We start from the raw sequence: 16,423 nt of genomic DNA, 5'->3' as shown, positions 1-16,423 counted from the left end.
TACTTTTAGAGAGCCCTTTTCTTTGCCGCAAATAAGCCCTCTGTACTGGCTGATCAAAAATATGCGAATCATTTGGGCTTTAAACACACCTAAAACAGCCTGTTACAACAAAAAAACCATTCAATGTAAAATACATAAATATCTAATAATCAAAATAAAAGCAAAACAACTTAATAAAAATTATGATACATAACGCCATCCCCAAAAATCTGCCTCTATAAATCCATTCTCAGCCCAAATTTTAACATTTAGCTATAAAAAATGGGAGGAAAGCTGAAAAAACAGCCCGCCTCCCATTCAAGGAGAAAAACCAATAGAAAAGGTTGATTAATTCGTACCCTCTTCTTTTTCCTTTGCCCGGCGGGCACGCTGCATCGGATTTTCACCACCGCCCCAACGGCTTGTACCCTGACGCTTGAACATTTCGAAGCGGTTCAGCTGGGTACGCGGCGGATAATAATTGTTGCCGGTATCAACATCAGCAGTTTCCAGGTAGGGATCGAGCACTACCTGCGCAATCTCTTTGTCCGTAATGAAAACTTTTTTCACCACCTCATCATTCATTTTCCAAATCTCAGCGGGGATGTAGTGGTCTTCAGTGGTGCCATCTTTAAATTGCAACTGAACGATAATTGGCATCACCAAACCACCTGCGTTCCGGAAAGACATTTGGTAGAAATTCTGACCGGCTTTTAGCATTTCCTGCTCCTCAGCAGTCAGGCTATTGAGGTAACGATCGTAGGCTTCTTTATCCAGGATATCGAAATCCAGCGGGTCGTAGTCAGTGTAGAAATCCCTCAGAGCAGGGTCTATCTCATCCTGTGTCTGCTCAATATCACGAGCATTTCGGAGGCTGCTGATGTACTGCGGGGACTCGCTACGCTGCTCTTTAGAAATCTTACTTTCCACCAGTGGGTCTTTGGTATCCATGCGGTAGTACTTTACATCATCCAATGCGATATCCACATGATCGGTCGTAAAGAACCAGCCCCGCCAAAACCAGTCAAGATCAACTGCAGAAGCATCCTCCATAGTCCGGAAGAAATCAGCAGGAGAGGGATGCTTGAACATCCAGCGATTAGCATACACCTTAAAGGCATAGTCGAAAAGCTCACGCCCCATGATGGTCTCCCGTAAGATATTAAGGGCAGTAGCCGGCTTGCCATAGGCATTATTCCCGAACTGATAAATGGACTCCGAGTTGGTCATGATTGGTGAAATCTTGGACTTATCGCCCTTCATGTAGTCAACAATCTTGTAAGCAGGCCCACGGCGGCTAGGGTAGTCGCGTTCCCATTGCTGCTCGGCAAGGTACTGCAGGAAGGAGTTCAGCCCTTCGTCCATCCAGGTCCACTGCCGCTCGTCAGAGTTGACGATCATTGGGAAGTAGTTGTGCCCGACCTCGTGGATAATCACTCCGATCATGCCATACTTCACACGCTCGCTATAGGTGCCATCGCTTTCCGGGCGCCCGAAGTTAAAGCAGATCATAGGGTATTCCATACCAATGGACTTGGCATGAATAGACCATGCCACCGGGTAGGGGTAGTCGAAAGTATAATGTGAATACCACTTCAGAGTGTGGGCAACTGCTTTAGTCGAATAGCGCTCCCAGAGCGGGTTGCCTTCCTTAGGGTACATCGACATCGCCATGACTACACTGCCATCGCTTTGCTCTACGCCCATAGCATCCCAGATGAACTTCCGGGAGGAAGCAAAGGCAAAGTCGCGCACATTCTCAGCAGCAAAAGTCCAGGTCTTCTTCTTATCAGACTTCGTTTTTTCGTTTTCGCGGGCTTCCTCCTCCGAGTAGATAATGACCGGTGTTTCTCTTTCGGCACGCGCTTCCTCCAGCTTTTTGCGCTTATCACGGGGAAGGACATCATTGGCATTTTGTAAGGTGCCTGTAGAAGCCACAAGGTGATCAGCCGGTACTGTAATGTTCACTTTATAGTCGCCAAAGGGCAGAGTAAACTCGCCACGGCCCAAAAACTGTTTATTCTGCCAGCCCTCTACGTCGTTGTAGACGGCCATCCGCGGGAAAAACTGGGCAATAGTGTACAGATAATTGTCATCTTCTTCAAAGTATTCATACCCGGAGCGCCCTCCAATTTCCATACGGTCATTAATATTGTACCACCACTTCACCCTGAATACGAACTGTTCGCCCGGCTGAATAGGAGCGGGGGGGTCGATGCGCATCATCGTTTTATTGACGATATGCGGTAATGGCTTATTACTGGCATCCCGTACATAGTCCAGCTTAAAGCCACCATCAAAGGTAGGCGTAAGACGCTTCAGTTGCCCGGAGGACATCCGGTCATCCATCTCACTCTGCTGAATTTTGTAAGTATCCGAGTCTTTGGCACGCATATTCTGATCGAGCTGCACCCAGATATACTCCAGTGGGTCCGGAGAATTATTAGTATAGGTAACTGTTTCCTCACCGTATATCCGCTGCTGCTCATCATCAAGTTCTATGTCAATGACATAGTCTGCTTTTTGCTGCCAGTATTCATGCCCGGGCGCGCCTGCTGCATTCCGGTACACGTTAGGTGTCGGCAATTCGGTGTAAAGTTGCCTGAACTTATTGGTATTGGTATTTTCTTGCTGCGCCCATGCCCCTAATGCAAGGCAAGACAGGAGCGGCAGTAACAATAGCTGCTTCATACTAAGTCTGTAGTTTGAATTTAATATTATCGTATGCATGCAAAGGTAGCGTTTGCAATAGTTTTCTAACAGCCAAAAGGAAAGCTTAGTTGTACAAACGCTAAATGTTCCACGTGGAACAAAAATGCCATTCGATAGTACATTCATCGAACGGCATTTAATATATGTTGCAATTGACGTGTTACCCCAAGTGCTCCAGGAGCCACTTCTTCACCGGACCGTACTCAGGCGGCATTAGGTCGGCTACTTTTTCTTTATCGCTCAGCACAGCCAAACGTTCCGGCACAGTTATCGTTTGCTCCAAAATAGCTTCAACATCAGGCAGGAATTTAGCCGGGTGAGCCGTCTCCAGGATGACACCGTTCGCTCCTGGGTTCTTTTCCTGATACTCCTGAAGTGCCAGATACCCCACAGCCCCGTGAGGGTCAATCACGTAACCATAACGGTCATACACTTCCTTAACCGCTTTACGGGTAGCTTCATCTGTGTACGCGTAACCACTGATAGAAGCTTTCATATTGTTCCACGTGGAACGTTCCTCCAGATCATGGTAAAGGTCCTGCATACGCGCGAAGTTGGAAGGGTTGCCTACATCCATCGCGTTGCTCAGGGTGCGCTGAGAAGGGCGGGGTGTATACGCGCCGGACTCCAGGTATTCTGGTACGACATCATTGATATTCGTCGCAGCGATAAAGTGCTGCACGGGCAGCCCCATGCGTTGTGCTAAAAGACCGGCAGTGAGGTTGCCGAAGTTGCCGCTGGGCACGCAAAAAACGACGTTTTCCTGCTTTTCTAATTGCTTAAAAGCTTCGAAATAGTAGAAAGACTGTGGTACCAGACGGGAAATATTGATGGAATTGGCAGAGGTCAGGCGGATACGGCTCGTGAGCTCTTCATCCAAAAAAGCCTGCTTCACAATCGCCTGGCAATCGTCGAAAGTGCCTTCCACTTCAAGGGCACTAATATTGTGCCCGAGGGTGGTGAGCTGCTTTTCCTGCAGGTCGGAAACTTTGCCCTTAGGGTAGAGAATGACTACCCGCGTACCGGGAGTTTGATAAAAACCAGCTGCTACTGCACCGCCGGTATCGCCGGAAGTGGCCACCAGTATGACCAATTCCCGGGATTCTCCCTGATTGAAATAACTCATGAGCTGCGCCATGAAACGGGCACCAAAGTCTTTGAAGGCCAGTGAGGGCCCATGGAATAATTCTAGTATATGCTGATGCTCATTCAGAGACACGACCGGCGCTTCAAAATTCACTGCATCATCCGTAATTTTCCGCAGATCTTCATCCGGAATAGCGCCCTGAAAAAGGGTCTTCGTTATGGTGAAGGCGATATCCTGAAAGGAATAATCCTTCAGGTTGCGGATGAAAGGCTCGGGCAGAGCGGGGATAGACTCGGGCATGTATAACCCATTATCAGGAGGCAGCCCGCGCAGTACGGCTTCCCGGAGGCTGGTAAATTCGCTTCTGTTTTTTGTGCTGTATAGTCTCATCGCTAAGCTAGTATTTTGGCGCCTTCCTTATTGATAGGGGAGACGAATAAATCACAGGGAATGTCCTGGGTCAAGAAGGCTTGCTGCATGGCAGCCCCGGCTGTCTGAGCTATCTCACGCCCTTTGCATAGTGCAAATACAGATGGGCCGGCTCCGGATATGCTGCATCCCAGCGCACCAGCTTCCAAAGCAGCGGACTTGACGGTGCTGAAACCGGGAATGAGCTGAGCGCGCTGCGGCTCAATAATCACGTCCTGTAATGACCGCCCGATTAATTCATAGTCTGATTCGTATAGGCCAACAACCAGTCCGCCCAGGTTACCGGTTTGTTGAATGCACTGGGGCAGGGTAGTGGTGGGACTGAGTACATCACGGGCATCTTTGGTAAGAATACTTACGTGGGGATAGACCACAGCGGCATGCAGTTCGTCCGGAATAGGCAGGCTATGGACATCTAAGCCCTCATTCGCCCGGATAAGGATAACTCCGCCCAGTAAAGAAGGGGCTACATTATCGGCATGGTAAGCCCCATCCGCAATTTGCTCACCCAAGACGGCGCAGTGCAGGGACTCTATTTTAGGCACAGGCATGCCAAGCAGCGCGTTAATTGCCATTACCCCGGCGGCAGCACTTGCCGCGCTCGATCCCAGCCCACTTCCAAAAGGCATTTTTTTATGAATCTCCAGCTCTACGCCCAGCTCCGTCTTGCCCAACTGCTCCAGCAAACGAATGGCGGCGAAGCCTGCTGTATTCTTCTCTGCCTCTAAAGGGAGCTTACCACCATCACCAGTAATGCAGGTGATAATCACACCCGAGTCATTACTATGTCTGGCAATAATTTCATCCCCCGGCCCATCAATCGCAAATCCGAGTATATCAAACCCCACCGCTACATTCGCTACAGTAGCCGGTGCAAAAACGCGTACTTCCTTATTCATTAACTGAGGTAGTTTCCAATAGTGATGATTTCAGCAAAAACCCCGGCAGCTGTTACTGCCGCTCCGGCACCAGGGCCACGTACCACGAGTGGGCGGTCTTTGTAGCGCTCGGTGGTAAATACAATCATGTTGTCACTGCCACTTAGATTGTAGAATGGATGATCAGCGTCAACCGCTTCCAGCCCAATAGTGGCTTTAGCCCCTTCCAGCTTCGCAATCATCCGCAGGGCTTTGCCCTCCGCTTCCGCCTCCGCCCTCAACTGCTCAAAATGCGGATCCGAATCAGCCAAAGCACCAAAGAAGGTTTCCACTGTATCCGCTTCCTGGCAAGCCGTGGGCAGGATATTCTCAATATCAACATCCTTGGCTTCCAAAGGCAAACCTGTTTCCCGGGCCAGGATGATTAGCTTGCGCTGTACATCCAAACCGTTGAGGTCGACTCGTGGGTCCGGCTCGGTGTAGCCAAGCTCCTGAGCTTGCTTTACGATTTCGCTGAAGCTTGTACCTGCTTTAAAGTTATTGAAAATGAAAGATAAGGAGCCCGAGACCACCCCTTCAATCTTCAAAATCTGATCACCGCTGATGATGAGGTCGTTTAAGGTCGAGATCACCGGCAAGCCTGCACCTACATTGGTTTCGTACATAAACTGTACGCCCCGTCGGGCAGCAATCGCTTTCAGGCGCTGATACTGTGCGAAGCCGGAAGAGACGGCAATCTTATTAGGCGTTGAAATGCTGATACTCGAGTTGAGAATGTCCTCATAAAAGCCGGCTACTTTTGCACTTGCTGTATTATCGATAAAAATGGTATTCGACAAATTCAACTCTTTCATCTTACCGATGAAGATGGCAGGGTCCATATCCATACCTTTCTCCTGCAGGGCAGCCTTCCAGTTGTCCAGATCAATGCCCTCTTCCTGGAAAAGCATTTGCCGGCTGTTAGCCATACCTACGATGCGGACTTCCAGGCCCCGCTTCTCTTTAAGGTAAGCCCCCTGATTCTTAATCTGTTCAATGAGCGTACTACCGATGAGCCCGACACCGATCATAAATAAATGCAGTTCTTTGGTGTCAGAAAGGAAGAAAGACTCGTGCAGGGCGTTCAATGCTTTAGCCTCATCTGTCCGGTTGATCACCACCGATACATTCAGCTCAGAAGATCCCTGAGCGATGGCAACGGCATTTATACCATTGTGGCCAAGCGCTTGAAAAAGCCGTCCTGAGATACCCGGCTGATAACGCATATTCTCACCGATGATAGCGACCACCGAAAGGTCCGCCTCTATCTTGACAGGTGAGATGACTTTCATACTCATTTCATACTCAAACTCCTCCTCTACACGCTTGCGGGCTTTATTGGCCACAGCTGGCTGAACAGCAAAGCTTATGGAATGCTCCGAAGAGCCTTGTGTAATGAGGATGATGTTGATGCCCGCTGCCGCCAAAGAAGAAAACAGGCGGCCCGCAATGCCCGGTACTCCAAATAGCCCACTACCCGACAAGGTCAGCAGCGCTACGTGGCTGATAGAGGAAATCCCTTTTACGGCGTGCCCGTCGGGATCTGCATGATCGGAAATCAGCGTACCCTCAAAAGACGGATTAAAAGTATTTTTAATATAAAGTGGTATCTTCTTGAGCAACGCCGGCTGCAGGGTAGGCGGATAAATGACCTTGGCGCCGAAGTGAGACATCTCCATCGCTTCTGCGTAGGTCATGCTCGGGATGGTAAAAGCCCGTTTCACCTTTCGGGGGTCAGCCGTGAGTACGCCATCGACATCTGTCCAGATTTCAATCACGCTCGCATCAAGCCCGGCGGCAATCAGGGCTGCGGTATAGTCTGACCCGCCACGTCCCAACGTAGTCGTCAGCCCCCCTTTGGCAGAAGCCACAAACCCAGTGACTACCTGCACATCCGGGTGCTGCGCATAGTGCTCGCGGATTTTCTGATAGGTCAGTTTGAAATCCACCCGTGCCGAGCCGAAGGCTTTATCCGTCTTAATGACCCGGCGCGCATCCAGATAGCTTGCACTAATCCCACTTTGACGCAGAACATTTGCGATGATGAAAGCCGAGTTGCGTTCTCCAAAGCTAAGCACATAATCCATCGTGCGTAAAGACGCCTCCCGGACCAGGAAAACACCATAAAGCAAATTTTTGAGTACTTCGTGGCTACGCTCCAGCTCCGGTAACACAACCGCCCTGAACTCATCCTTGAGCAGTTCTTCCACAGCATCTATATGCCTTTGCCGAAAAGCATCGAATGCAGCCTGATAGGCTTCATCTCCGCTTGCGGCCAGGGCGCTCATTTCGATGAGTGCATCCGTAACTCCGCCAAAAGCAGAGAAGACCACTGTAAATTTTTCACCCTTGGTGTAGTATCCTTTCAGGATGTCCACAATACCTCGTATGCGCTCAGGCTTAGCGACAGAAGAGCCGCCAAATTTTAATACTTTCATGGGTTAACTCAGTTCATAAATCTGTAGATGATGAAGTTTTCCTGGTGCCATCGGAATTCACCCCGATATGACAGCAGCCTGGTATTGGCAAATGTATACAGGTTTGTTGGATTGTTGGGCAGTCAGGCTATAGAAATGACTCTGCCTTAGCTGTTTGATTGAAGGTTGGCGGCCGTAATTTTTAAAAAATTCGACATCAGCTTGTTAACCGCCTCCAGCCATTCACAATAGTAAGCACAATGATAACAGCTACCAATGCGAATATCCAGGTAAAAGAAAGATTGGCATCCAGAAGCACACCAAAGCTGATGGGCCCGAGGGCCGTACTGATTACCATGATTGTGGTAAAGACACTCCGTACTTTTCCAATAACCTGAATGCCATAAATCTCTGCCAGCATGGCATTCTTAACCGTACTCCCCGAGCCGTTTGCCAATCCCATGAGCAGGAGCGCTACAGGATATGCAATGGGCTGATGAAAAAAAACCAGCACGAGCAGGCCGGCCACATAGGGAATCATATAGCCCGGAAATAACTGCCGCCCCGAAAGCCGGTCTACCAGTGGGCCTGCCCCTGCCATCCCCAAAGCACTGGCCAGTGCAAAGGCTGACAAAGAACCGGCTACCCATTCCGGTGTCCACCCCCTCGCTTCTCCCAGCTTGAGCTGGAAGAAAAACAAAGCCGTATTCGTGTAGCCGGTCATGAATACCAAAGGCGTGATAATCCAGAACCGGCGCTCAGCCATCAGCCGCCAAATGCTTTGGTGTGGCATAGCTGCAGCATCCGTATCGCTGGTGGCTTCAAATTTTTTCAACGTGGACCGGGCTGCGCTAAGCAACAGCAGAGTGGCAGGCAACACCACCACAACAATACTCAAAGCGAAGAATTGCAGGGTTGAGCGCCAGCCAAAGCCCCCTATGAGCAAGGCCACCAGCAAAGGTAAGGTCGCCTCGCCGATGGGGTGCCCTAGTGTGGTAATACCAATGGCTTTGCCCCGGTTGGCCTCGAAGTAACGCGCCATGGCTGAAACCGCTGTATGGCTCATCAGCCCCTGCCCAAATAAACGAAGCCCGTAAAAGGCGATCACTACTACCACGAGGTGACGAGCTGAAGAAAGCAACAAAAGCGCTGCCACCAGCCCTGCTAAAACCATGAGCGTGTAAGCACGGATAGGCATATGGTCAAACCGCCCTCCCAGCCAGGGCAGGGTAAATGCACTCGAAAGCGTTGCCACCGCGTACAGGCTACCAAAAACGGTATTACTGATACCCAGCAAAGCTTCAATAGCAGGCACATAAAGGGAAAGCAGAAAGGTCTGCCCAAAACTGGAGAAAAAGGTAAGCAGTAATCCGAACGCTAAAAGTGGCAGGCTGTCACGGAGCTGTCGGGTATGGCGCATGAATGGCGTAGCTTCTGAATGATGGAAATCTACACAAAGGTACAACGCCAAAGCAGCCTGACTAAAGCATCAGACTTTTTAATCCACTGAAAATCCGGAATTAAGCAGTGCCAGGGCCTCGTCTTCTTTCGAACGCATCATCCGGGCTTCGGCTTCCGACTTATCGGGATAGCCACAGAGGTGGAGTACCCCGTGAATGATCACCCGGTGAAGCTCTTGCTCAAAGGGAATTTTTAGTGTGTCTGCATTTTCGCGCACCCGTTCCACGCTGATGAAAATATCCGAGTGGATGATCGGTGGCTCGGTGTAAGGAAAGGTAATGATATCGGTGTAGGTATCGTGGTCCAGGTATTCCAAATTAATTTGGTGGAGGTACTGATCGGAACAAAAGATATAAGAGAGCTGCCGGAGCTGACAGCCTTCCCGGTTAATGACTTCTTCAATCCAGGTGTATAGCTTTTCAGGATGGGCAGGCATAAAACCGGCATCTTCATCATAAAAGGAAATACCTGTTTCCAGTTCAGCGTCCGTATCGAAAGGCCAGTCTGTAGTCATTAAAGATTGAAGTGCATTTCAACGGTGGAGCCGTTGTTGTGAAAATACACGCTATCAGAGAGCTGCTGCATGAGAAACACGCCACGCCCGCCTACCTGCAACAGATTTTCCGGGGCGGTAGGATCAGGTACAGCGGAATGATCGAAACCTTCGCCTTCATCCGTTACGCGTACGGCCAGGCAGTTATTTTTGCGCCTTAGCTGTATCTGTACTGTTTTGGATTCGTCATTGCTATTGCCATGAATGATAGCATTATTGACGGCTTCGGTGAGGGTAATCAGAATATTGCCGTAAATATCCGGGGCTATCTGGTACTGTTCGACCGCACGTTCTACGAAGGATTCTACCAGGGCGATGTTCCTGGTATCAGAGGAAAGTTTCAGCATAATAGGCTCCAAACTCATTGTTACTTCCTGTAATGTAGGTCAAATTTCAGTAAAAAGCAAGTGCGCCTGCCACACAGGCCAGGCAAAGATAGCCTCAGACTGGCAATTTGGCCAGCCTGAGGCTACAGACTTATTCGGTTTTCAGTGTTTTGAAGTATTCTTCAACGATAAATTTATAGTACGGTTTGAGGGAAGGGTTGACCGTTTTATACAAGTCGATTTCAGCTTCCCGCTTTTTGATGTACTCTTCGAGCGAAGGTGGCACGTCCCGTTCCTGCTGACTTGCCTGCTCTGCTTTGCGCTTCTCTTCGTACTCGCGTTCGCGCTCTGCTTTTTCGTGTTCGAGCAGGCGGGTGAGGATATCCTGTTGCCGGGTCATCATTTCATTGGACAGCCGCTTATTGACCAGGTCTTCTTCGATTTTGTCCATTTGATCCATGATGTTCTCAAGCTCGCGGCTTCCTTGGCCCTGCTCCTTCAGTTTTTGCTGTTTTTCTTTCAGGGCTTTGCGAAGGGCGGCCTGCCGGGCGGCCATCTTAGCAAACTCTTTGGCACCGGGGCCACCTTTGCCCTTGCCCTCCTCCATCTGTTTTTTCATCTGCTGCATCATATCGTTTAGCGACTGCTGCCCCTGACTGATTTTATCCTTAGGCTTACCGCCCGGACCGCTTCCGCCCGGATTGTCGCACATCTGATTGCCCGCCATCTGACCGGCCATTTGCTGCTGCATCTGATTCATGACCTCGCTGAGCATGAGAGCCAAATCATTCAGGTTTTTCATACTGCGCTGCTGATGATTGGCGGCCTGTGGCTTATGGCGCTCTTCCAGCTCGTCGAGGCTTTCCTTGAGGTTGCTCTTGATAGCTGTTACCTTCTCTGTTACGAAGGATTCGATTTGGAATACGCGCTTGCTCAGTGCCTGAAGGCTGTCTTCCACCAGGCGGAAATCATCCTCCAGCTTAAATTGTTCCTGCACCAGCTCTACATAGCGTGGCGTATTGATTTCTGCCGCCTCGAACTGATCGATGAGATCTTCCTGCTCAAAGGACAGCCCCACAATATTTTCCAGCAACTGACGCAGGGCGTCCATGTCCTCCTCCATCTGTTGCATCTGCTGCGATTGCATTTCCATCTGCATGGAGTTGGCCATGTTTTTCATCTTCTCTGAAGCTTTCTTCTGAGATTCTGACGCCTTTTTATTTTGTTTTTGCTCCAGGCTTTCCTGGCTTTGCTCCATATCCTGCTTGACGTCTTCCATTTCCTGCTCCCGGTCTTCCATTTCCTGAGGAGACTCCATTTCTTCGTTCTTCTTCTGGATATTCTCCATTTTTTCCTGGAGCTTTTCGAAGTCTTTATTGAGTTCTTCCTGCTTTTGCTTCAGCTCTTCCTGTTTGGCTTCCTGCTCTTCAGGGGACTGTTCAGCTTGTTCTTCTTCTGCCTGCTCAGTTTCCTCGCTAAGCTTTTCCTGTTCTTCTGCCATTTTATTGAGCTCGTCAATGGCCTCGTTCATTTCCTGTTCCAGCTCCATTTGCTTGAACAGCTCCAGCATTCGGTCGAGCTCCATTTCCATTTCCTCGTCCGACATTTCCATGTCTTCCATCATCTCCAGCGCTTCATCCTTGTTGAGTTCCTGCATCAGCTCCTCAAGCTGCTTCATGAGCTCTTTCATTTCCTCGCTCATGACGTCTTCCATCATTTCCTGCAGCTTCTCCTGCTTTTCCAGGATTTTTTCATCCTGCTCGCTGTACTCTTCCTGGTTTTTCCGGTTTTCTTCGAAGGCTTTTTTGGCTTCTTCTATCTTTTTTTCCAGGTCTTTCTGGCGTTCCAGCAGTTTTTCCAGCTCTTTGCGCTGCTGCCAGTCCAATTCTTTTTCCTGCAGGAGTTTTTCCCGCATCTTGCGCATCTCGTCCTGTATTTTCTTGGATTCCTCCAGCGCCTTTTTCAGCTCGTCTTTGATCTTATTGTCGTTCTGCTCTGCCATCTCCTTGTACTCCTCAACGGTGGGCGTAGCGTAGACCATAAGGTTAGTCCGTGCGGTTTTACTGCCGTTAACCCCATCATTATCAGCCACTTCAAAGTAGTAGGTGACTTCATCGCCTGGCTTGAGGCCAAGGGTATTGATATCGAAAACATGATCGTACTGAATCTGCTTACCAGCCGGCTTGTCCAGCACAACGGTTTGCAGTTCTCCCTGCTCTCCTTTTGCAGGCTTAATGCGGTAGTTGAACGTCAGGCTGCGCAACCCGTAGTCGTCCGAAGCTTCACCAACGAAGAAAAGCACCTTTTGCTGCGTGCTGTCGATAAACTTTTTGGCAGAGATATTGGGGTGAAGGTCCGGCACCACTGAAATGGTGTAGGAAATGGAATCTGCGTTGGGAAGCGCTTTGTTCGAGACGTAGAGCTTGTAGCTTTGATCTTCCATCACCCGTTTTTGGTAGGTGAAAAGATCATCAGAAAAGCGCTTGGCTTCCACCCGGTCATCAGAACCGGTGAACTTAAGGTCGATTGCATCGGTATGTTCGGCATTGAAAACCCAGTCGATATTGGTGCCCTGCGGAACGACAAGATCGCCGATGCTTGAGAGCTTTTCATCTTTGCGCTGTGTGTAAGCCGGGAAGTCAAGTTCCACGTCAAAGCCCAGCACATTGGGCTTGCGGAGTACATTCAATTCGTAAGGCTTAGACTCCACGCCGCTGGAGAACAGCTTAAATTTTGTACTCTTCTGTACATTACTGAAGCGGTGAGAGAAAGTATTTGGAGACTCTTTCACCAGCCGGTACTGCACATTATCCACATCAATAAACACCTCATTCGGAAGTTGATCCCCTTCAATTTTTACCGTCAGCGGGTAATCTTCGAACTGTACGACGGAAGGGGCATCTTCCTCCAGGATAAAACTAAAGGGAGCAGGCTTTTCAAACTCCTCATTGTTCTTGATCAAGCGGGTAGTACTATCGGTAATGAGGTTGGCATTGACGAAAAGGATGATAAGCAGCAAGGCAAGCGGAGGCAAAGCATACCGGAGGTACTTACGGTTTTTCCGCAGGTCGATAGCTTTTTTGAAAGGGACCGGTTTGATCTCTTCCGACTTTTGGTTCACACTCGCCATGATGAGCTCACGGCTACTGCCTGCTTCTGCCTGTGAACGGAGCTGCAGCACATTGAGCAGCTTATCCTGTACGTTGCCAAAGTGCTGGCCAATGATCTGAGCGGCCTGCTCATGTGAAATCACCTGTCCAAGCCGGAAATAACGGGCCAGCGGCAAAGCCACCCAAAAGCCCACGGCCAGTGCGCTCGCTCCGATAAAGGAGAAGAACATCAGCTTGCGCACACCAGAACTGAAATAATAATAGTATTCCAGGACACTAATGGTCAGGAACAGGAACAAGATCAGCCCCACGCTATACAGCGCGCCCCTGATCAGTTGATTGATATAGTACTTGCGGATAAACTGGTCCAGCTTTTCAATGAGCAGCTGATAATTGTCTTGCGTTGCCATGTTGCTTTTTTCCTCAAAAATCTAATCGTGAACAGACCCACTAATAACGAGCCAAGACCTTAAAAGATTGACAAACAGCCTGCTTTAACAGACTTTTACTTGTCAGAAGGTTGCTTTTAAGCAAAAATACGCTGGTCTTAAGGGGATAATGATGCGTGCTAGTGAATACCAAGGGCCCCGGTGCGCCGGAGCCCTTGGCAGATGAGGGTAAAATAAGCTGCTTTTGTGGAAAAGTCAAGAGATAAAAAAAGCTTACGGCTTTATATCTGATAACATCTGATTGTAGAAAGAAATCAGCTGCGGGTTTTTCTCACTGGCTTTTATGGTTTTGAGCCTTTCCAGCAGGGTTTCAGCGTAGGCCTGTTGTTCTTTTTGTTCTGCCTGTTCAAAGGCTTTGCGCATTTCATTCAGCCCGCGGGTAGCCCCGAATTTAATCCATGGGGAAATGCTTTCACCGAGCGCGAGGGTATTCAGGTGGCCCGCAACAGTCTTCGATGTTTCCAGGTCACTGTTGACAGCCAGTTCCACGTAGGCATCCACAAAATAGATGGCAGAAAACCCACTGACTTCAGTCAGGTTCTTTTTGAAGAACGGCAGGTATTTGGCATCGCCGGTACTGGCGTACAATTCCCCAACCGCCAGGAGGATATCGCTGGAGGAGTGCTGCTCCAGGTCATCGGCAATTTCCAGGGCCGCCTCCGGATCGAGCACCGTAAGGTACTGAAGTGCAGCTCCAATCACGCTGTAGGCGGAGTCTTGCTGAATAGCTTGCTGGGCAAAGCTGACGGCGCTTGCATCTTCCAGTTCAGCCAGCATAGAGAAAGCCATGGCACGGACCTCAGAATGGGGGTCTTCACTGCCCATTTGCGAAAGCATAGCACCTGCATTAGCAGCAGTCTCTGGCGAAAGGTTTTGCATGGCGGCTACCCGGATGGCCCAAAACGGGTCTTCCAGTGCAGCGGTCATGACTTGCTGTGCCTCCGGGCTCTGCTCGCCACGCAGTTCAAGCACAGCCTCATAGCGGTCCAGGAACAGCGGGGCATTTTTATACTGGAACAGGTATTGTGCTGAAGATTTGTTGTCCTGCATCTCTGCCAGCAGCACCCGGTCTGCATCAAACTGCATCAAAGCGGGCGCTTCTTCCAGCTCGAAGGTGAACGTCTGAGTGCGTTCGTTCACCATAACTTCGTGCCTTACCTTTTCACCATTGGCTTTGTAGATATCGATGGCAGCAGGCAATTGGAAAATGGCGGGCATGATTTCCGGATTCTGTATCTGTTCTACCGTTACGTTTGCTTGCCCGGTTGCTTCATTGAAGTCATAAGTAACAGACAAGTCCGGGTGCCCCTGCTCAAAGTACCATTGGTTGAAGAACCAGTTGAGGTCTTCGCCGGTCACTTCCTCGAAAGCCAGCCGCAGGTTATGGGCTTCCACCGCAGTGTACGCATTCTCAGTCAGGTAAAGATTGAGGGCAGCAAAAAAGGCATCATCGCCCACGTAGTTGCGCAGCATGTGCAGTACAGCACCGCCTTTATTATAGCTATGGGCATCAAACATGTCTTCCTTATCTTCGTACCCAAAATGAATCAGCGGGTGGAGGTTACCCCGGGCGGAGCTCAGATAACCTGACCATTCGCCCAACAAATGGTGATCGGCATAGTCCCGGCCGTACTTGTGCTCAAACCAGAGGTACTCGCTGTAATTGGCAAACCCTTCGTTCATAGTCAGGTTAGACCAGCTCTCGGTGGTCACCAGGTCACCAAACCAGTGGTGGAACAGCTCGTGGGCAACAATCCGGTCATTGCCATCGTCGATGAGCTCCCGTTTATGGCGCTGTACGAAGTCACCGAATATGACAGCAGTGGTGTTCTCCATAGCTCCGGAAACATAGTCGCGCACCACCACCTGTGCATACTTTTGCCAGGGGTACTTTACGCCTAATTTATCCGAAAAGAAGGAAAGCATTTCCTTGGTGTGGGCAAAGATGGCTTCAGCATCCGCCTCGTACTCCGGTTCAACGTAGTAGGTCACCGGCTTGCCTTCCCAGGTGTCTTCCACCACAGCAAACTCCCCAATGGCCAGCATGAAAAGGTAGGGCGCGTGTGGCTGATCCATCACCCAGTGCCAGGTTTTCATGCCTGCTTCCTCCTCCACATTTTCGAGTACACCGTTAGATAACACCTCGTATTGTTCTTCAACGGTGACGTACATTTCCTGTGTGGTCCGCTCATTAGGTTTATCGATGGTTGGGAACCAGCGGGAATTGTGCTCGGTCTCCCCCTGTGTCCAGATTTGGGTAGGCTTGTCCGGGTCTTCATCCCGGGGGTCAATAAAAAACAGCCCTTTGTCGGAGGTAATGGCAGAACTGCCACCGGAAGCTGCCGGCGTAGCTACGTATTTGATCTCCAGTGTATAAGATTCGCCTTTTTTATAGGTTTTCCCCAGATTAATTCTCACCTGACGACCGTCGTAGTCATATTCCAGATTGCTGTCACTGCCTTTCAACCGGATGTATTCGAATTCAAAGCCTTTGGCATCAAGGGTGACCTCATCAGAAGGGTAGAAATAGGGAGACAGCGTGAGTGTAGCTACGCCCAGGACCTGTTCTGCTTCCCAGTCAAACTGCAGATCGAGAATGGTATGCATCAAATCGTGCGTACGGGTATGACTGGCCCGGTAGGTTGGCAGGGTGAAATTCTCCGGCTCCGGCTCACGGGATGCAGAGACGAACATAGTGTCCAACTGCCGGAATTCTGTTTCCATAATGGGTTCCCCGGCAGGCTGCATGGCTTTCTGCTGGCTGCCGCAGCTGCCTAACAGCACTAGCATGCTGCCAATAATTAAGGTTCTTAAGATAGACATGTATGGTTGTGTTTTACAATACAACAGATGTACAGTGCTGACATACAGCATTGCATTCACTTCCCGTAAAGGTAAAGGAATCAGAAGTTAACAGAGCTTTAGTCCCCCTGTAACGCAAAAATTGGCAAGATAGTCTCCCCTCTTTAATTTAAAACAGCCT

The 16,423-nt window shown here is 49.7% G+C and carries 9 protein-coding genes; all 9 read right to left on the bottom strand.

Annotation, left to right across the window (positions count from 1 at the left end; all coding sequences use genetic code 11):
- Positions 1-327 precede the first annotated feature (327 nt).
- The 9 genes from ACO08I_RS16890 to ACO08I_RS16850 all read right to left on the bottom strand — a co-directional run bounded on the left by ACO08I_RS16890 (position 328) and on the right by ACO08I_RS16850 (position 16,263).
- Positions 328-2,670 carry a M1 family metallopeptidase gene (locus tag ACO08I_RS16890; protein ID WP_421946549.1) on the bottom strand — a complete coding sequence of 781 codons (2,343 nt, stop codon included), beginning with the start codon at positions 2,668-2,670 and terminating at the stop codon, positions 328-330.
- Positions 2,671-2,851: 181 nt separating this feature from the next.
- Complete coding sequence (gene thrC, locus ACO08I_RS16885; RefSeq protein ID WP_282776120.1) at positions 2,852-4,168, bottom strand: threonine synthase; 1,317 nt, start codon at positions 4,166-4,168, stop codon at positions 2,852-2,854.
- 2 nt (positions 4,169-4,170) lie between these two features.
- Positions 4,171-5,106: a homoserine kinase gene (locus tag ACO08I_RS16880; protein ID WP_421946548.1), complete on the bottom strand. Its 936-nt coding sequence runs from the start codon at positions 5,104-5,106 to the stop codon at positions 4,171-4,173.
- The gene (gene thrA / locus ACO08I_RS16875; RefSeq protein WP_421946547.1) at positions 5,106-7,562 is read right to left on the bottom strand and encodes a bifunctional aspartate kinase/homoserine dehydrogenase I; all 2,457 of its coding nucleotides are present in this window, start codon (positions 7,560-7,562) and stop codon (positions 5,106-5,108) included. Before thrA ends, ACO08I_RS16880 begins: the two co-directional genes overlap by 1 nt.
- Before the next feature lie 196 nt (positions 7,563-7,758).
- Positions 7,759-8,961 carry an MFS transporter gene (locus ACO08I_RS16870; RefSeq protein WP_421946546.1) on the bottom strand — a complete coding sequence of 401 codons (1,203 nt, stop codon included), beginning with the start codon at positions 8,959-8,961 and terminating at the stop codon, positions 7,759-7,761.
- 78 nt (positions 8,962-9,039) lie between these two features.
- Positions 9,040-9,516 (bottom strand): rRNA maturation RNase YbeY, encoded by a 477-nt coding sequence (ybeY, locus tag ACO08I_RS16865; RefSeq protein ID WP_282776136.1) that lies wholly within the window; start codon positions 9,514-9,516, stop codon positions 9,040-9,042.
- Positions 9,516-9,902, bottom strand: a complete 387-nt coding sequence (locus ACO08I_RS16860; protein WP_282776138.1) for an ATP-binding protein — start codon at positions 9,900-9,902, stop codon at positions 9,516-9,518. The genes ybeY and ACO08I_RS16860 overlap by 1 nt, the downstream gene beginning before the upstream one ends.
- A 130-nt stretch (positions 9,903-10,032) precedes the next feature.
- The gene (locus tag ACO08I_RS16855; RefSeq protein WP_421946545.1) at positions 10,033-13,401 is read right to left on the bottom strand and encodes a DUF4175 family protein; all 3,369 of its coding nucleotides are present in this window, start codon (positions 13,399-13,401) and stop codon (positions 10,033-10,035) included.
- 252 nt (positions 13,402-13,653) lie between these two features.
- A complete protein-coding gene (locus ACO08I_RS16850) occupies positions 13,654-16,263 on the bottom strand; it encodes a M1 family aminopeptidase (RefSeq protein WP_421946544.1) in 2,610 nt (869 codons plus the stop codon).
- Positions 16,264-16,423 lie beyond the last annotated feature (160 nt).

This window comes from Phaeodactylibacter xiamenensis (genome assembly GCF_965229835.1).
In the GTDB taxonomy this organism is placed as follows: Bacteria; Bacteroidota; Bacteroidia; order Chitinophagales; family Saprospiraceae; genus Phaeodactylibacter; species Phaeodactylibacter xiamenensis.
This window is presented reverse-complemented; position numbering and strand designations above follow the sequence as displayed.

Excerpts from the sequence above, each read along its gene's own strand:
- ACO08I_RS16890 (WP_421946549.1), bottom strand. The coding sequence starts at position 2,670 with ATGAAGCAGCTATTGTTACTGCCGCTCCTGTCTTGCCTTGCATTAGGG.
- thrC (WP_282776120.1), bottom strand. The coding sequence starts at position 4,168 with ATGAGACTATACAGCACAAAAAACAGAAGCGAATTTACCAGCCTCCGG.
- ACO08I_RS16880 (WP_421946548.1), bottom strand. The coding sequence starts at position 5,106 with ATGAATAAGGAAGTACGCGTTTTTGCACCGGCTACTGTAGCGAATGTA.
- thrA (WP_421946547.1), bottom strand. The coding sequence starts at position 7,562 with ATGAAAGTATTAAAATTTGGCGGCTCTTCTGTCGCTAAGCCTGAGCGC.
- ACO08I_RS16870 (WP_421946546.1), bottom strand. The coding sequence starts at position 8,961 with ATGCGCCATACCCGACAGCTCCGTGACAGCCTGCCACTTTTAGCGTTC.
- ybeY (WP_282776136.1), bottom strand. The coding sequence starts at position 9,516 with ATGACTACAGACTGGCCTTTCGATACGGACGCTGAACTGGAAACAGGT.
- ACO08I_RS16860 (WP_282776138.1), bottom strand. The coding sequence starts at position 9,902 with ATGCTGAAACTTTCCTCTGATACCAGGAACATCGCCCTGGTAGAATCC.
- ACO08I_RS16855 (WP_421946545.1), bottom strand. The coding sequence starts at position 13,401 with ATGGCAACGCAAGACAATTATCAGCTGCTCATTGAAAAGCTGGACCAG.
- ACO08I_RS16850 (WP_421946544.1), bottom strand. The coding sequence starts at position 16,263 with ATGTCTATCTTAAGAACCTTAATTATTGGCAGCATGCTAGTGCTGTTA.